The organism is Candidatus Palauibacter sp., from assembly GCF_965261555.1.
Taxonomy (GTDB): Bacteria; Gemmatimonadota; Gemmatimonadetes; order Palauibacterales; family Palauibacteraceae; genus Palauibacter.
This window is the reverse complement of the sequence record NZ_OZ253465.1, coordinates 349,474-366,288: the sequence shown is the minus strand read 5'-3', so window position 1 is coordinate 366,288 and position 16,815 is coordinate 349,474. Positions and strand designations below refer to the sequence as shown.

Genomic DNA, 16,815 nt, shown 5'->3' with positions numbered 1-16,815 from the left:
AGAAGGTGGGCGCGCCCGGCGACGCGGGCCTTGGCGGCGTGTGCCACTGGGAGGGAGAATCGTGAGCCGTTTGATCTGGCTGGGGGCCCGTATAGCGGCCGCCATCGGCATCGTCGTCTTGACCTTCGGTTACGCGATCACCGGAGACCACGCCAACGTCTGGCTGGGAGCGGGCTGCGGGCTGGCGACGGGCGTAGGCGTCGGCCTCCGGGGAGGCGCGCGGGGCAGCCCGTGGACCGGCATTATGATCGGCTCGGCGGTCGGCATCGTCACCGCGCTCTTGACCAGCTCCCAGTACCTCGGTTGGGGCATCATCATCCCGCCCAGCACCCCCTTGGCGATCGGTCTGATCGACGGACTCGGCCGCTCGTCGCTGTCCGGGTACAGGGACGTGAGTCGCGAGACCTTCTTCCTGGCCGTCCTCCTGGGCTTCGGCCTGATCCCGGCGCTGGTCGTCGGCGACATCCCGTTGTGGCCGCTCATGGCGGCGTACCCGCTCCTGGCCACTCCCTGGACGGCGCTCCTGGTTGGCCTGGTGTGCCACCGGCGCAAGGGATGGCGTGACGCCCGGCCTCCCCGGCTCCTGGTTCTCGGTGCGGCGGCCCTGCCCGCCGCGCTGGGAGTCTTGTACGGGTTCGGCGTGATGGAGGAAAACACCGTGCTGCTCCTCGTCGCCGGGCTCTTGACGCTGGTGGCGATTCCGGTGGTCGCGTTTCTCGCGGGGCGCATCGCCGCCAACTGGCTCCGTCCGCGGCTGGAAGTATACGGTCAGCTTGCCGCCTACCTTCGGGTCATGTGGATCCCCATCGGCGGCTTCGCGCTCGGCTATCTGACGATCATATTCCTGTTCGCCGGCTTCTACGGGGCGCTGGAGCGCTTCAGCCCCGGGGCTTTCGCCGACGCCGGCACGGGGATCACCGGCTGGGTGTCCTTTTCGTTCTTCACCGCCCTCGCCCAGGACTACGCGGCCATCACGCCGGTCTCGGCCGCCGCCCGCATGCTGGTCGGCGTACACCTGGTCCTCTCGGTGGGCTGGGCGCTCGTGCTGTTCGCGGCGGTGATGACATCCATAGAGCCGAAGCTCGCCCGGATCGCCCAGCGACACGCCGGGGAAGACGCCGACTGACGGATTCGGCTCGCCGCGACGTGCCCCGGCTCACGGGCCGCCGCTTCTCCCGGGCTCGGGCATGCGGTAGCCGACGGCGCGCTCGGTGAGGATGTAGGCGGGGCTGGCCGCGTCGTCGCCGAGCTTGTGGCGAAGCTTCTTGACGAACGTACGCACCGGGCCCGGGTTGTCGGCGCCGCGACGGCCCCACACCGTGCGCAGCAGCCGGTCGTAGGTCAGGACGCGCCCCGCGTTCTGAGAGAGTTCGCGCAGCAACTCGTATTCGGTGGCGGTGAGTTCGACCTTGCGGCCCGCCATGGTCACGCGGCGTTGGTCGTAGTGGATGCGGAGGTTGCCGAGCACGAAGGCCTCGGGGCGGTCCCGCCGCCTGAGTGCCGCGCGGATCCGCGCCACGAGTTCGGTCGGTGAGAACGGCTTGACGATGTAGTCGGCCGCCCCGAGTTCGAGCGCCCTCGCGATGGTCTCGTCGTTGCCGTAGCCCGAGATGAAGATCACCGGCAGTTCGGCGAGTTCGGGGATCCGCTTCATGAGTTCGATGCCGTCGATGCCGGGAAGAACCAGGTCGAGAAGCACGAGATCCGGGCGTTCGACATCGATCAGGCGCTCCAGCTCCCGCGGATCGCCCGTCGGCAGAGCGGTCCAGCCCGCCGCGGCGATGGCGTCGCGAACGAAGCGCAGCATCAACGGATCGTCGTCGAGCACGAGCACGCGCGTGCGCTCGCGTCGCAGAAGTGTCGGCCGCTCCGGGCCGTCCGCCCCGGGTGCCGCGGCCTCGCCGGCTGCGGCCGGGAGCGTGAACGTGAAGCGCGCGCCGAGGCCCGGCCCCCCGCTCTCGGCGCGGATGCGGCCGCCGTGCGCCTCGACGAGCCCCTTCGAGATGGCCAGCCCGAGCCCGGCGCCTCCCCGGAGGCCGGGACGCGCCTTGCGGAACAGGCGCGGGAGGTGCCCTGGCGGGATCCCGCTTCCCTCGTCGGACACGGAGATCGCCACATGGGTGCCGTCGCGCGCCGCCTCGATGCGGATCGGCGACGGCTCGGGCGTGTGTCGCGCCGCGTTGGCAAGAAGGTTGTTCAGGACCTGCACGATCCGTTCGCGGTCCGCCATCGCGAGCGGCAGGCCGGGCGGAAGCTCGACGAGCACGGGGTGACGGCTCCCGCCACTCAGAAACGTGGTCCGGGCCCGGTCCACAAGCGAGGCCACGCTCGTCGGCTCGGGCGCTACGGTGAGCGTGCCCGCCTCGATGCTCCCCGCGTCGAGCAGGTTCGCGACCAGACCCCGCATGTGGTTCGCCTGCCCGTCGATGAGGCGGAAGAACTCGATCATCTCCGCCCTGGACGCGGCGTGCGCGGCCTCGAGCACGGTCCCCGCCGAGCCCTTGATCGACGCGAGCGGCGCGCGCAATTCGTGGCTCACCAGCCTCAGGAAGTCCGCCCGTTGCCGCTCGAGCTCCTCGAACGGCGCCAGATCCTGCATCGTGACCACTACGGAGCCGACCTCTCCGTCCCCGGAACGGATCGGCGTCACGTTGATCAGCGTCCGCACGCTCCGCCCGTCCGGCACCGACAGCTCGACCTCCTCGGCCCGCGCCGGATCGTCGTCCTCGAGCAGGTCGGCCAGTGAAAGCTCCGCGAGCGACACCTCCCGCCCGTCCGGCAGGCGGCAGGTCAGGACCTCAAGCAGTTGCTCGGCAGGGGAGCCCGGCGTGCGGATCTCCTCGACGATGCGGTGCGCTTCCCGGTTCACCGACGCCACCCGCCTGCTCCCGGCCTCGAACACCACCACGCCCACCGGCGAGGTCTCGACCAGCGCCGCGAGGTCGGCCCGCGCGCGCTCGACTTGGCGGTGCGTGCGTGCGTTCGCGATCGCAGCGGCCGCCTGCGAGGCGAAGAGCACGAGTATCTCCTCGTCCCCGGCCGTGAACGCCTCACCGCTCTCCTTGTCGCCCACGAAGAAGGTGCCCACATGTTCTCCCCGGTGGCGCATCGGAGCGCCAAGCATCGTGCGCACGGGCCACGGGCCCGGAGGGAAGCCGAGCGAGTCGAAGTAGCCCGACAGATCGGCCAGCTGGAACGGCTGCTCGAGGTCGCGCAGGTGCTCGAAGAGCTGCGGGCCGTCGGGCCACGCCACGAGCGCCTTCAACTCCTCGTCGGACAGGCCGGAGGTCACGAAGTCCGCCAGCCCGCCGCCCTCGTCGATCGTCGTGATCACGCCCTGGCTGGCGCCGATGAGCGTACAAGCGCTGTCGACCACCTCCTGGAGCACGGTGTCCAGATCCAGGCTTGAGTTGATGCGCAGCACCGTGCCGGTCAGCCGCGCGAAGCGGTCCCTGAGCAAACGGTTCTCCCGCCTCATTTCGCCGAGGTCGTTCAACGGTCTCTTCCTCTCCCTTTTTTTTGGAATCCGGTCGAGTAGTTCGGTTACATGCGAATAACACAAAAATAACAGCGATGTACACGTACCGTCCATGACAGATGTGCTAAATTCCATCGCCAAGAGTGCTTCCGCATCGAACGCTCAGGAGAAGAAACGATGAACCGCATCCTGTTGTGTGCCGCGGTCCTCGCCTTTCCCGGGCAGGTCGCGGCTCAGCATGTGGGGCTTCAGGCGGGTGGAGCCCTCACCTCCTGGTCCGCCGAGGAACCGGACTCCAAGACCGGGCTGATCGGCGGCATCTCGTTGGATCTCCCGCTATCGGACAACGTGGGCGTTCGTCTGGGCGCACTCTACGCGCAGAAGGGGGTGTCGTTCGACGTGGACGGCGCCGAGGCGACCACTGACGTCGCCTACTTCGAGCTACCGGCTATGCTCCGTCTCGGAGCCCGAGTTGCGACGCTAGCAGGTCGATCACTCACAAAACGATCATTTGTTGTGAGATGATCGTATCTAATGATATATTGGCTTCACATTCGCATTGTATCGTTTGTTTTCGACGAGGAATGACCGGATGTGGAGTCTCGCGAAAATCCCTGCCGCCGACCTTGGAACCGGCGACGTAGCCGAGCTTCTCGACATCCATCCGTCGACCGTCAAGCGATGGTTCGACAGCCCCCGGACGGCGGTGACGACCGGAGGGCACCGCCGAATCCCTCTCGACCTCGTACTGGACGTCGCGCTGGCGCGGGATCGAAGGGTGTATCTCCACGGCTTCGGAAGCCAGGCGACTCACGCCTGGCACGCGATGCAGGCACTCGAACGCGACGACCCGGATCCGGCCTGCGATGCGCTCGTGCACTGGCTGCGGACCCGGCGACCGCATCTCATCGGAAGATTCCTGTGGCATGTCGCGGCCCGTGGCAACGACCCGGACCCGGGGGTCCTCGATGGCGTATTCGGCGGCTTCATGAAGCGGGTAGGAGACGGATGGGAGCGCGGGGAGCTTCGTATCGCCGACGAGCGGGCCGCGAGCCGCGAGGCGGGCGAGGCGATCGGGCGGCTGCTCGCGGCGGCCGCCGGAGACGCTGGCGGACCGGATCCTGACAGGCCGACCGCCGTCGTCGGGGCGGTCGAACCCGAGCAGCACGTCCTCGGGTCCCAGCTCGTGCGGCTCCTGCTCCTCCACAGGGGCTGGAACGTCGAACACCTCGGCGCGGGGGTGCCGGTCTCCGAGATCGTAGCGACGCAGCGAGTGCTCGACGCGTCGCTGATCTGCATTTCCTTCACGCCTCCCGCGGTGGCCGCCGATGTTCTCCGATTCGTCGCGGCTGCGGGGGAACTCGCGGACCCGGAACAGCCCTTCTCTCTCGTTCTCGGAGGCAACGCGTTACGCGGCGTGGAGGTGAGCGGCCGCGACGGGGCGTTCACGGACCTTGTCGCGCTCGGGAGTCTGGCGGCGTTCGGGGACTGGCTGGACGACAGTGGCTGATGCCGCCCGCCTCGCCGGCTCCACCCACATCGAGCGGCTTGGGCTCGCCGTCCTGGCCCTCTTCTCGGCGGCCTCGGTCGCGGGCTTCGCATCGTTCGGGCTGCATCCGCACCTCCTGGCCCGCTTCCCGTCGTCCGCCTGGTTCTACGCGCCCGCCTTTCAGATCTTCGCGCGCGGACACGTGGTCATCGCCTTCCTGGTCCTGGCGTACTCCCTCACGGCGCGCGTCGGACCGCGCTGGATTCCCGCGCTCCTTGTGGCAGGCGGTCTCTCGCTGGGCGCCGAACTGCTTGGCACGGCGACCGGCTTTCCGTTCGGCGGGTATCGCTACACTCCCATGCTGGGCTATCGCGTGGCCGGGCTCGTCCCGTTCCTGATCCCGTTCAGCTGGTTCATGATGGCGTTCCCGGCGTACGTCCTTGCGCGGCGCGCGTCGCGGGGGCGATTCGCGCGCTTGACGCTCGGAGCGGTCCTGCTCACGACCTGGGACCTGACGCTCGACCCCGCGATGAGTTCGCTCACGCATTACTGGGTATGGGAGTCCGCCGGACCCTACTACGGGATGCCGCTCGTGAACCTCGCGGGTTGGCTTGCCACGAGCCTCGGCATCATGGCGGGGTTCGACGCGGTGCGTGCCGGACCGGTGGCGGACCGGATCCCGGCCCGGCTCATGGCGGTTTACTACGTGACCGTACTGGCGCTCTCGGTGGCGATGACGCTCGCCGCCGGCTACTGGTGGGCCGTCGTGGCGACGCTCGCCGTACTCCTGGTCGTGTGGAAGTGGGCCCGAGCTTGAGCCGGCGAACGGTGCCCCGATCCGTGCGCGACCCGCTCATCGGGGATCTCGAGCGGGCAGCCACTCTCGCGGCCCGTCGAGGCGTCGAGGTGCCGCCGGTCCGCGGCAAACTCCTCCGCCCGCGCGTCGCGTTCGCATTCGTCCCCGACGACCGGCGGGCGTCTCTCCCCGCCCGGTTCTGGCTGGGTTGCCTCGCGGTACAGATGGTGCACGAGGCTTCGCTCCAGCACGACGACGTACTCGACGGCGGGACGGAGCGCCGCGAGGCGGCCACGGTGTTCGCGCGGTGCGGGGCGCCCGACGCCCTCCTCGCGGGGGACCTATATCTCGCGGGCGCCTATCGCGTCGCGCGCATGGTGCGGTCGGAACCCTTCCTCGCCGACTTTATGGACGCGGTCGAAGCGACGGTACGGGGCGAGAGAATGCAGCAGGAACTGTCGACGGCGACGAACCCCGCCCGTCTCTACGGAGAGGTCTCAAGGGCGAAGAGCGGAGCCCTGTTCGGAGTCGCCGCGGCCCTGCCTGGTTGGACCGGCACCGCCGGGCGACCGGATGGACCCCGGGTTTCAACGACCATTCTGCGCAAACTCGGCGTCCGGCTCGGCACCTTCTATCAAGCCGTGGACGACCTGCTCGATTACTGCCCCGATGCGGAGACGGGAAAGCCGAAGCTGCAGGATTTCGCCAATCGCACATGGACCTCCGCACTCGGTGACCGCGGATGGGACTGGTTCGAGCAGACGCCGGCGTCCGCGGTCGTCGAGTTCTTCCGGACGGGCATGGCCGAACGCGCTGCCGCGCGCGTTCGGCTGGAGGGTCTCGCGCTCACCGCAGCACTGCGCGACGCCGGGGCTGATCCGGTCCTCGTCGACCTGATCACCTCATGGAGCGACCGTTGCCTGCGGGCGGCCGCCGAAGGCCCCCGCGCGGGCTCCCGTTCGGTCGTTGGTGCGCGGCCGCTGCCCTCGCCCGCCGCGACCGCCGCCCGGATCGCGGCCCGCACGCTCGCCCTCGGGCCGCGCACGATCTGGGGTCGCTACTTCGCGCACCACAGCCGCAGCTTCTCGTTCGCGGCGCTCCTCTTTCCGCCGGAGGAGCGGAGACTCGTGCGTGAAATCTACGCGTTCTGCCGGTTCACCGACGACCTCGTGGATGAAGCGGCCCGGCCGGACGGCGCCCGCATCCCCGTTGCGGAACTCTACCGGACCCTCGACGTGTGGGAGGAGATCTGCCGGGCGGCTCACGACGGCGAACGAACCGACATCCCTCTCACCGATGCCGTGATGGGCGAGACCGCTCGGCGGGGGATTCCGTTCGAACTCGTAGCGGAGTTGATCGAAGGCGTGCGCATGGACGTGGAACCACGCGCCTATGGATCGATGGAGGAGCTGCGCGAGTACACGTACCGCGTCGCGTCCGTCGTCGGCGCCTGGCTGACGCGGACCTTCGGGGTATCCGATCCCTGGGTCCTCGAGCGGGCGCACGCCCTCGGCCACGCGATGCAGCTGACCAACATCATTCGCGACGTGGGCGAGGATCTGGCGTTGGGCCGGGTCTACCTTCCCGCGGACCGGATGGTACGGCACGGAGTCGGCCGGGAGTCGCTCCTGCGCATGCAGGCCGGCGCCGAGGTCCAGCCCGGCTACGTGGCGCTTCTGGAAGAGGTGATGGCCCACGCCGACGCTGCCTATGAGGTGTCATACGAGGGAATCCCGCACCTGCCGCCCTTCTTCCAGCGCCCCGTGACCGTCGCGGCCCAGGTCTACCGCGGCATCCACGACCGTGTGAGGGCGAACGGATACGACAACCTCAACCGTCGAGCCCACACTTCCCTTCCGGACAAAATGCTGCGGGCGAGGGAGGGTCTTGGGCGGCTGCGGACGATGCCGCGCAGTCCCGAAGCCCGCCGGCTGCTCCCGACGGTCCAGAAGGGGAGCGGCTGACACGAACGAACCGTGAGCGGGAACGCGGTGGTGATTGGGAGCGGTTTCGGCGGGCTTGCCGCCGCCATCCGTCTTCAGGCAGCCGGCGTCGCGACGACCCTCGTCGAGCGACGTCCGCAACTCGGCGGGCGTGCCGGACAGTTCCGCGATGCCGGCTACGTCTTCGACACGGGCCCATCCCTGATCACCGCTCCCCACCTCATCGACGATGTTTTTCGCGCGGCGGGCAAGCGGCTCCGGAACTATGTGTCGCTCGTGCCGCTCGACCCCTTCTACCGGGTTTGGTTCCACGACGGAAGCCACCTCGACTACACTTCCGACCGGGAGCGGATGAAATCCGCGATGGCGAGGTTCGACCCGCGGGATGCGGAGCGTTTCGACGACTTCTTCGCCGCTCTCGCCCCCATCTACGACGCCGTCATCCGCGAGGGACTCGGGGCGCGACCGTTCGACACCCTTTCTTCGATGGCGGCCTTCTCACCCAGCGTCGTACGCCTTCGAGCCTGGGAGCCGGTGGCCCGTTTCGTCCGCCGCTACTTCCACGACTGGCGCCACCAGTTCCTTTACTCGTTCCATCCCCTATTCCTGGGCGGCAGCCCGTTCCGCTCGCCTTCGATCTACCTCATGATTCCCTATCTTGAGAAGGAGGGCGGCGTGTGGTTCGCACGAGGCGGAATGTACAGTCTCGTACGCGGGTTCGAGGCCCTCTTCCGTGACATCGGCGGGACCGTGCGCACCGGGGTCGCCGCAGTCCGCATCGAAGCGGACGGGAGACGGACGACCGGGGTCCGAACCGTGTCGGATGGTGACGACGAGAACCCCGCGGAATCCCTGTTGCCGGCCGATATCGTGGTCAGCAACGCGGACGTCGGCCACACCTACGGGAAACTCCTTGGCCACCTGCGCCGGCGGCGCTGGACTGACCGCCGGCTCGCACGATTGCATCAGTCGATGAGTTGTTTCCTCCTCTATCTTGGGGTCCGGCGGCAGTATCCCGAGTTGACGCATCACACGCTGATTCTCGGACCACGCTACGAAGGTCTCGTGCGCGACATCTTCGATCGGAAGATCCTGGCGGATGACTTCAGCATGTACCTGCATGCACCCACCCGCACGGACCCATCGATGGCCCCGCCGGGGTGCGAGAGTCTCTACGTCCTCGTGCCGGTGCCGAACGCCGCCTCCGGCATCGACTGGAAGCGTGAGGCCGAACCCATGACTCGGAGGGTGATCGAGCGCCTCGAGGCATGGGGACTCGATGGGCTTGAGGATGCGATCGAAGTGAAGCACGTCTTCACTCCGGACAGCTTCCGGTCCGAGTACAACGCGACACTCGGGAGCGCGTTCGGGATCGAGCCGCGGCTAACGCAGACGGCCTGGTTCCGGCCGCACAATCGAAGTGAGGAGGTGCGGGGACTCTATCTTGTGGGTGCGGGCACGCATCCGGGGGCCGGAGTACCGGGCGTGATCCTGTCGGCCGCCGCGGCCTTCCACTCCATCGCGGAGGACTTCGGCCTGTAGGGGAGCTTCGGGCAGCGCTCACCTGCCCCGGCGCGGGGGGCCGCCGCGTGGCCCCCCGGCGCGCGGCGCCAAGCCCCGCCGCCGCCCGTCTCTGGCCGGCGGCTTGGCTCAGCGCGACTGCAGCTTCGGGGCCGCAGTCCCGGCCGGCTCGAACCCGCCGCCGAGGGTGAACCCGAAACCCCGCGCGGAGCGGGTGAGGCCGCCGGACCAGACGAGGAGGCGGCCGCCCGGCAGCCGGACAGCCCAACGGCCGCGCGCGTCGAGCGCCCAGGGCCTGTCGGCGGCAGGCCCGTCCGGGCGCAGCGTTCCGTGCCGGTCGTTCCAGAGCGCGCCGGTTCCGGCGGCGGGGCCGCCCCAGCGCGGCGAGACGGAGAGCGAGAGGCCCTCCTCGGCCGCGGGGCTGCCGATGCTGAGCGTCACGCCCGCGCCGCGCTCCTCGTAGCCCCGGGCGGAGTGCAGCACCAGGAGCCGGCCCTTGGCGTCGATACGCACGGGTCCGCTCGCGGCCCGGAGCCCGCCGGCCACCTCGAGCCCCGTGCCCGTCTGGCCCGCGCCGCCGTCGCGCCGCGCGCTGGCCTCGGCGAACGGCTCGATGACGAGGCCGCCCAGGCGCGTGGACGGGCTCAGTTCGATGCCGAGCCGCTGCTGGTCCACGGCGGCGCGGCGGCCGTCCACCGTCTCGTCTCCGGCACCGGTCGCGAGGCTGGCCCACGCCGCGTCGGCGCGCAGCCCGAGCCAGCCCGCGACGCGGCGCCGGATCTCGAAGAGCCCGAGCCGCAGGTCCAGATCGCTCTCGCCCGAGCGGCCCGTCGCGCGGGCGTTCTCCGCCGACCCCCACCCGCCGCCGGCCATCCCCCACAGCGACGTGGCCCCGTCCGACCAGCGCAGGTAGGGATGCACGGCCGTCAGCGAGGTCTCGAGGCGTCCGTCGGCCGCGCCGGCGCCCCAGTCGCCCGCGCCCCGGCTCCTCGCCACCGCCACGCCCGCGAGCCAGCGCGCGCCGAGCGCACGGTCGATCCCGGCCCAGCCCGTCCGCAGGTCGCCCTCGTAGCCGCGCTCCGGTGCCGGGTCGCCCGCGAACGTCTGCAGATCGCCCTGTCCCCAGAGCCGCCAGCGCCCGCCGCCGCCCGCATCCCGCGCCCCGGCCTCGCCGCCGCCCCACACGAACGCGAACTCCGTGCCGCCCCCGCCGGGCGCTCCGATGCCCGCCGGGCCGGCCAGGCCGCCGAAGCCGGTCAGGCCCAGCGACGACGCCAGCTCCGCGGGACCCGGAGGCCCGCCCGTTCCGCGGCCGTCGGCGGCGTTCGCCGCCAACCGGGCCAGCCGCCGCCCGGCTTCGCGCCCGGCCTCGGCGAGCACGCCGCCGCGCGGATGGCCCGGCGCCGTCCAGCCCGCGAGCAGCCGCTCCGCCGCCTCGCGAACGCCCGCTCCGTCCAGCGGGATCGTGCGCCCCCCAACCGTCAGCCGCGACCGCTCGTCCGCGCCGCCCGACCCCACCCGGCGGCCCAGCGTCATGCGGGCGCTCGCCACGTGCGCCCGCGCCATCGCCGCCAGCGTTTCGTCGAGCACGGCGCGCACCAAGCGGTCGCTCGCGTTCACGGCGAAGGTCTGCGTCGCGGAGAGCCCGCCCGGGTCCCGCGCCGTCACCTCGATGGACGCGGGGCCGTAGCCGACCGGCGTCACCGTCAGCGCCGAGCCCGCCACCGTCACCGACGCCACACCCGGATCGGACGACACCGCCGTGTAGTCCAGCGGGTCCCCGTCCCGGTCCACGAAGTACGGAGCGAGGTCGAGCGCCGCCGGCCCGCCCCCCTCGTCGAGCGCCTGGTCCGGGATCGCGCCCACGGCCTCCGGAGCGTCGTTCACCGACGCGACCGCCACCACGACCTCCGCGGTCGCCGTGCCGCCGTTGCCGTCGGCCACCGTGTAGGTGAACCGGTCCGGGCCGTGGTAGTCCGCCCCGGGCGCGTACTCCACACCGCCGCCGCCCGCCGCGATCCGCGCCGTCCCGTGCCCCGGCTCCGTCACCGACGCGACCGTGAGCGCGTCGCCCTCGACATCGGTGTCGTTGGCCAGCACGTCGATCACAACCGGCTCGTCCTCCGCCGTCGCCGCCGTGTCGGCCATAGCCTCCGGAGCGTCGTTCACCGACGCGACCGCCACCACGACCTCCGCGGTCGCCGTGCCGCCGTTGCCGTCGGCCACCGTGTAGGTGAACCGGTCCGGGCCGTGGTAGTCCGCCCCGGGCGCGTACTCCACACCGCCGCCGCCCGCCGCGATCCGCGCCCTCCCGTGCCCCGGCTCCGTCACCGACGCGACCGTGAGCGCGTCGCCCTCGACATCCGTGTCGTTCGCCAGCACGCCGATCTCGACCTCGGTGTCCTCCGCCGTCCGCGCCGTGTCCGCCAACGCCTCCGGCGGCTCGTTCACGTTCGTCACCACAACCGTCACCCGCGCCCGCGCCTCCGCGCCGTGCGGGTCGCGCGCGGTCACCGTGAACTCGTAACGGTTCGGCTCCGCCTCGTAGTCCTCGCCCGGACCGGTGTACGTCACCGTGCCGTCCCGCGCGCCGATCTCGAAGCGCCCAGCGCCTCCCGCAGCCAAAGCGTACGTCACCACCTGGCCCTCCGGGTCCTCCGCCGACACGCGCCCCAGGTCGAGGAGGCCCGGCACGCCCTCGGGAAGCTCGAACGTGTACGCCGACGCCCCGAACGCCGGTGGCGCGTTCGCCACTTGGATGGTCACCGTGGCCGAAGCCGTCCCGCCACGTCCGTCGGAGACCCGGACGCTGACCACGACCGTCCCCGTGTCCGCGGGGGCCCGCCAGCGCGCCGACGCTCCGTCGGCCGCCCCCGCGACGCTGCCGAGGGGCGCGCTCCACGCGTACGTCAGCGCGTCTCCGTCCGGGTCCGAGGCCGTCGCGGTCAGACGCACCTCCCCGCCCGGAGCCACGGTGCACGGGTCGCACGACGCCGTTACCGTCGGCGGCTGGTTCGTCGGCGTGTCGCCGTCACCGCCATCGTCGCCGCCGTCGTCCATACGTCGCCGCCGTCGTCCATAATCGTCACCATCATCGAACTGGGACTGCCTTTCCCCACCGAGGGCGGTAGCGCGCTTCCCAGCTCCACCATGAGAGTCTCGTCGTCCGTGTCCGCGTCCCGGATCGTCGTGATCGTCCCCTCGCCGGTCATGGATCCACCCGCGACCGTGATGCTCGCCAGCGGGCCGTAGTCCCCCTGCTCCGCCGTGACCGCCTTCAGCTTCAGCGGGACCACTACGTCCGCCGTCAGCGCCTTCGAGAGCATCACCATCACCTTCACCGGCGAACCCTCGGGCATCGATTCCGACACCGACAGGGACACCATGGGCGTCGAGGAGGTCGTGCCGCCATCGTCGTCCCGAATCCTCACCGTCACCGAGGACGGGCTGCCCGCCGTGACCGACGACGGCAGGGTGCCCAACGACACCGTGAACGTCTCGTCGTCCGTGTCCGCGTCCTGCGCCGTCGTGACCGCACCCGTGCCGCTCATCTGGCCGCCCGCAATGGTGATTTCCGCGAGCGTCCCGTGGTCCTCCGGCTCCGCCGAGCCGTCCGTCAGCGTGAGCGGGATCGTCACGTCCGTCGCCAGCGCCTTCGACAGCCGCGCCGTCACCGTCACCGAAGCACCCTCGGGCACCGGGTTCGGAGAGGCAGACAGGCGCACGGTGGGAGACGGCGTTTCCGTTTTCTTGAACTCCCAGGTGCATCGCGCGGTGACGTCGTGGTCGTCCTTGAGCCTGTATTCGAACCCGGCGAAACCGGGGAAGGCCCGCCGCAACGAGGACAGAGGGGAGTGGTAGGATGAGATTGATCGACCGGACGTTCTGATGGGCTGGGACCCCCTCCAGGGCTCCGAGTTGCCTTCGAAGATCGGCCGGTACTCCGTCGCTATCTCCACCGCCGGTGCGGGCTTGAGCACTAAATTGACCTCCGGCTGCACGGAGTTGTCCGCGACCGTGGTGCCGCACGCCGGGATGCCCTCGACGGACAGGGTCGGTACGGCGTCGTTGTCCCTTGCGGTGATGACGATATCCGGGACGCTCAATGGCGAGCACGGCGGATCGTGCACGCTTCGCCGGATCGTGGCCATGCCCTCCCCGCGCTCGTCGTTCTCAAGAACCCGGACGAACATGTACTTGGTCGCGCCCGACTCCGCCTCTGTCCACGTCAGTGTCGGCGGATCGACGGTGAGCACGCTGGTATCGCTGCTCTCCAAACTCATCGTCGCCGGGCAACCAGCCCCGACGATCCAACGCAGTGAAAACGTGTATGTATTCCCTTCCTCCAGGATGAAGTGCACACCTTCATCGTCGGCGAGCTTGATGGTCGTGACGTGGCTGATGCCATCGTAACCTCCACCGCTGGCCGTAAGGGTGATCGTCGTGCGCCGTTGAGGGGAGTTGTTCACGTTGTCATCGACCGCCGTATAGGTGACGACCTGCTTCGTTTGGTAGTCCGATGGAGTGAACGTGAGCGTCGTCGGATGCACGGTGGCCACCGTCTCGTCGCCGCTGACGATTGTGACCGTGACATCCGAAGTCGGTCGCTTGTTCAACCACACCCGCTGTTGGTAGGCGCCGCCGTTCTCGTTCACCGTCACGCTGCTGTCGTACGTGCGTATGGTCTGCGCATGCAGCGCTGCCGGTCGCAGCAGACCCGCAAGGAGTACCACCAGAAGCAGCGAGACGCCGGCGCAGGCCCTCGCCCACAAGGCGCCGCGGGACCTCGGCTTGGTGTTCCCCGCGGGGCGCGGGATCAACCGGCGCGTTGGCCCCGGCGAGGTTGCCCGGCCGAAGGTGGGACAGCTTCGATGCCCGGTGCCGAACACGACGTTGGGCTCATCTCGGATGAAGTCGGACGAGTCAGGCTTGCCTGCCATGGCCATACCTCTCCTTCCGGTGCTGCCGTCTCCAAATCGCGAAGTCGATCCCCGTTCACAACGAAGGATGCCCAACGAAAACGCCGGCATCTACGGGAAAAACCCGGCCCCTTTGACAGGGATTTCCCTCAACGTGTGACAGGGATTTCCCTCAACGCGGGACGGGAATTTCCCGTCATGCGGCAAGGATGACCCGAGGGTCTCATGGCGGGACGAAGGGGGCGTTATCCGCCCGAGTACAGGGAGCGGCTGGTGGAGTTGGCGAAGAGCGGGCGTAGTCCGCCTTCACCCGCCCGGGAGTTCGAGCCGTCGGAGCGGACGATCCGGGACTGGGTCCGGCGGGCGGACCTAACGGACGGTTCCATAGCGACGGGACGACGACGGAGGCGCGCAGCGAGCTGCGGCGCCCCGCGGACGACCTCTACGCGCTGCTGGCGTGTCCCGGCGTGGGGGGTGGCTTCCAGCCCGTCGCGGCGCGCCGCTCCTGCACGCAGCGCTTGAAGCGGAAGGCGCTCTCGGGCAGGGCGAAGTCCATCCCGTAATTGTCGGGGCCCACGGCGTCGACCCTGGCCACGATCACCCCGAGGTCGTCCCGCTCCATCGCCTCGACAAACGCTTCCCCGAACGCCATCGGCGAATCAACGGCCACCGCGTGCTCGATCCCCGCCCCGCGCGCGATCGCGGCGAGATCCGTGACGCCCGACGTGGTGTGCGACTCGAACCCTCCCGTCGAGAGCAGACTCCCGTTGTCGAAGATGACGTGCAGGAGGTTACGGGGACGGTAGCGCGCGAGGGTGGCGAAGGTGCCGAGATTCATCAGCGTCGATCCGTCCCCGTCCAGCACGATCACCTTCTCGTGCGGCAGGTGGTTCGCGAGGCCGAGGCCGATCGACGAGGCGAGCCCCATCGCGTGCTGCAGGTAGAAGAAGTTCTCGCGGTGTCCGAGGTCGTACAGTTCCTGTGCGCACGCGCCCATGATCGTGACGACGAGTCGGTCCTCGATCTCGGGATAGATCAGTTCGAGGCACTGCACCCGTTACTGAGTTTCGGCAATGGCGAAAGCGACCCGACCGGAAGGAGCGGTTTCAGCGGAAGCTACGTGAACATCTACCCTATTTTCCCGCGTACCTGTTCGCGTTGTTCGTGCTCGTGCTCTTGTTGATGGGAGACTAGGAATGTCTGAAGCGAAGAAGAAGGTGGAGCTTGCCCTGCCGAAGCAGGTGCATCGTCTCGTGAAGGACAAGACGCCGGAAGCAGTGGTGCGGCGGATGATGCAGACCAAGCCTGCCAGGGAAGATCAATTTGTCGAACGTTCTGTGTAATCCCCAACGTTATAGCTCTTCCCGCTCCGCAGCGTAGCGGAGCCCTTGCCATCCCGGGCAACGCCCAAGCCCCGCGCGACCTCTCTTGGAGCGAACGCGCCGTGACCCTTGGACTGAGCATCCGCCGAGCGACCGAGGGACGTGTCCTGGCGTCCGCTGGCGACGACCGCGGACGGGTCTTGGACAACCTGAGACGTCTAGAGACACCATGGACAGTTAGGAAATCCCCTAGCGGTTGACGCCTAGGCGGACGGCCTTTCAGCGTTGGGGCATGGAGACGCTGGAAGGGCAGTTCATTTCGCGCGTCCGCGCGTTTCTCGGGCGCTCCGACCTGAGCCCGACGACGTTCGGCATGAAGGCGCTGGGCGACCCGAACCTGATGCGCGAGATGGACCGTGGCCGCTCCCCGTCGCTGAGGACGGCGGATCGGGTTCTGGCTTTCATCTCCGAGCATGACGAGGCGTCCTGCGGTGCGCGGGGTCCCCCCCGACGCCGGCGACCCTGGAGACCGTCGCAGCAGCAGAAGAGCAGCCAGAAGGAGCAGGACGATGACTGAGAACCCGATGGAACAGAGAACCAACCCGCCGATCCGCTTCCTGCGGCTGCCGGAGGTGCTGGAGCGCACCGGCCTGTCGCGAAACACGATCTATGTGCGGCCGAGGTCGACGGGTGGGTCCGCGAACGGATCGCCGAGAGCCGGTTCCGGGGAACGCGAGCCGGTGAGCGCGTCGAGGCCGCCCTTGGGATCTCCGAGGCTCGTCGTCGGGCCGGAGAGGTCCGCCCCGGTACGGTGAGCCGGCGCGCTCAGACCGCCGGAGCCAAGGCTTGGCTCCCGCCCCCAAGGTGCGTAAGCCAGCCTACCCCGGGTATCACCCCGGGGTTGGCGAAGGGACTCCGCCCCTTCGATCCCCAACAGACCCGCGCTCCGGTGGATTGCGGGGGGGGGGGGGGGGGCCTTCCCCCCGTGGCGGCGCATCCGGATGGCTAAGCGCCGCCAAGTCATCGTCGCTGTCCGCCTCACGCCGGACCAAAACGGCGGCCGGCGGCGTGCCGCTTTAGGCGCCGATACGCCGGGCGATGGCGTGCATGCGGACGTGGACTTCCTCCAGCGGCCGAGGTCTAGCGCAGCCTCCTGCCGGTCAAGGTGTAGGGGGGAGCCGCCCGCGAGACCCGGCGCTGCTCTCCGGTGAAGCTGCCCGTCGTGCTGGACTCGGACCGCGCCGGGTCCGTGTACGCCGGTCGGGGTCATCACATCTTGAGCGCACTCTGCTCCCGGGCGGGGCCGTCGAGGCGGTCGCCTGGCCCAGAGGCATCGGAGATCTCGCC

13 protein-coding genes are annotated in these 16,815 nt (G+C 69.6%); 9 read left to right on the top strand and 4 right to left on the bottom strand.

The genetic code is table 11. From position 1 onward, the window contains the following. Positions 1-61: 61 nt before the first annotated feature. The gene (locus ACQY5G_RS01530) at positions 62-1,126 is read left to right on the top strand and encodes a hypothetical protein (RefSeq protein ID WP_428276359.1); all 1,065 of its coding nucleotides are present in this window, start codon (positions 62-64) and stop codon (positions 1,124-1,126) included. Positions 1,127-1,156: 30 nt separating this feature from the next. Here the strand turns inward: ACQY5G_RS01530 and ACQY5G_RS01525 are convergent, their stop codons facing one another. Then, entirely contained in the window at positions 1,157-3,496 is a 2,340-nt protein-coding gene (locus ACQY5G_RS01525; protein WP_428276357.1) for a response regulator, read from the bottom strand. Positions 3,497-3,655: 159 nt separating this feature from the next. Here ACQY5G_RS01525 and ACQY5G_RS01520 point away from each other — a divergent pair, with 159 nt between their 5' ends. The 5 genes from ACQY5G_RS01520 to crtI all read left to right on the top strand — a co-directional run bounded on the left by ACQY5G_RS01520 (position 3,656) and on the right by crtI (position 9,248). Further along, positions 3,656-4,003, top strand: a complete 348-nt coding sequence (locus ACQY5G_RS01520) for a hypothetical protein (protein WP_428276355.1) — start codon at positions 3,656-3,658, stop codon at positions 4,001-4,003. A gap of 67 nt (positions 4,004-4,070) precedes the next feature. Further along, positions 4,071-4,988, top strand: coding sequence for a MerR family transcriptional regulator (locus ACQY5G_RS01515; RefSeq protein ID WP_428276353.1), 918 nt, complete (start codon positions 4,071-4,073; stop codon positions 4,986-4,988). After that, entirely contained in the window at positions 4,981-5,784 is an 804-nt protein-coding gene (locus ACQY5G_RS01510) for a carotenoid biosynthesis protein (RefSeq protein WP_428276351.1), read from the top strand. Before ACQY5G_RS01515 ends, ACQY5G_RS01510 begins: the two co-directional genes overlap by 8 nt. After that, positions 5,781-7,727: a squalene/phytoene synthase family protein gene (locus ACQY5G_RS01505; RefSeq protein WP_428276349.1), complete on the top strand. Its 1,947-nt coding sequence runs from the start codon at positions 5,781-5,783 to the stop codon at positions 7,725-7,727. Before ACQY5G_RS01510 ends, ACQY5G_RS01505 begins: the two co-directional genes overlap by 4 nt. 12 nt (positions 7,728-7,739) lie before the next feature. Beyond that, positions 7,740-9,248, top strand: a complete 1,509-nt coding sequence (gene crtI, locus ACQY5G_RS01500) for a phytoene desaturase family protein (protein WP_428276347.1) — start codon at positions 7,740-7,742, stop codon at positions 9,246-9,248. Positions 9,249-9,356: 108 nt separating this feature from the next. Here the strand turns inward: crtI and ACQY5G_RS01495 are convergent, their stop codons facing one another. Both ACQY5G_RS01495 and ACQY5G_RS01490 read right to left on the bottom strand, forming a co-directional pair. Beyond that, entirely contained in the window at positions 9,357-12,287 is a 2,931-nt protein-coding gene (locus ACQY5G_RS01495) for an Ig-like domain-containing protein (protein ID WP_428276345.1), read from the bottom strand. Further along, positions 12,224-14,167, bottom strand: coding sequence for a Calx-beta domain-containing protein (locus tag ACQY5G_RS01490; protein ID WP_428276343.1), 1,944 nt, complete (start codon positions 14,165-14,167; stop codon positions 12,224-12,226). The genes ACQY5G_RS01495 and ACQY5G_RS01490 overlap by 64 nt, the downstream gene beginning before the upstream one ends. Positions 14,168-14,371: 204 nt before the next feature. Between ACQY5G_RS01490 and ACQY5G_RS01485 the strand changes: the two genes are divergently transcribed. Next, the gene (locus ACQY5G_RS01485; protein WP_428276341.1) at positions 14,372-14,668 is read left to right on the top strand and encodes a transposase; all 297 of its coding nucleotides are present in this window, start codon (positions 14,372-14,374) and stop codon (positions 14,666-14,668) included. Here ACQY5G_RS01485 and ACQY5G_RS01480 read toward each other — a convergent pair. Beyond that, positions 14,589-15,200, bottom strand: coding sequence for a thiamine pyrophosphate-dependent enzyme (locus tag ACQY5G_RS01480; protein WP_428276339.1), 612 nt, complete (start codon positions 15,198-15,200; stop codon positions 14,589-14,591). The genes ACQY5G_RS01485 and ACQY5G_RS01480 overlap by 80 nt on opposite strands. Positions 15,201-15,342: 142 nt before the next feature. Here ACQY5G_RS01480 and ACQY5G_RS01475 point away from each other — a divergent pair, with 142 nt between their 5' ends. Both ACQY5G_RS01475 and ACQY5G_RS01470 read left to right on the top strand, forming a co-directional pair. Further along, positions 15,343-15,489 carry a hypothetical protein gene (locus ACQY5G_RS01475; RefSeq protein WP_428276337.1) on the top strand — a complete coding sequence of 49 codons (147 nt, stop codon included), beginning with the start codon at positions 15,343-15,345 and terminating at the stop codon, positions 15,487-15,489. 235 nt (positions 15,490-15,724) lie between these two features. Next, positions 15,725-16,045, top strand: a complete 321-nt coding sequence (locus tag ACQY5G_RS01470; RefSeq protein ID WP_428276335.1) for a hypothetical protein — start codon at positions 15,725-15,727, stop codon at positions 16,043-16,045. The last annotated feature ends 770 nt before the right edge of the window (positions 16,046-16,815 follow it).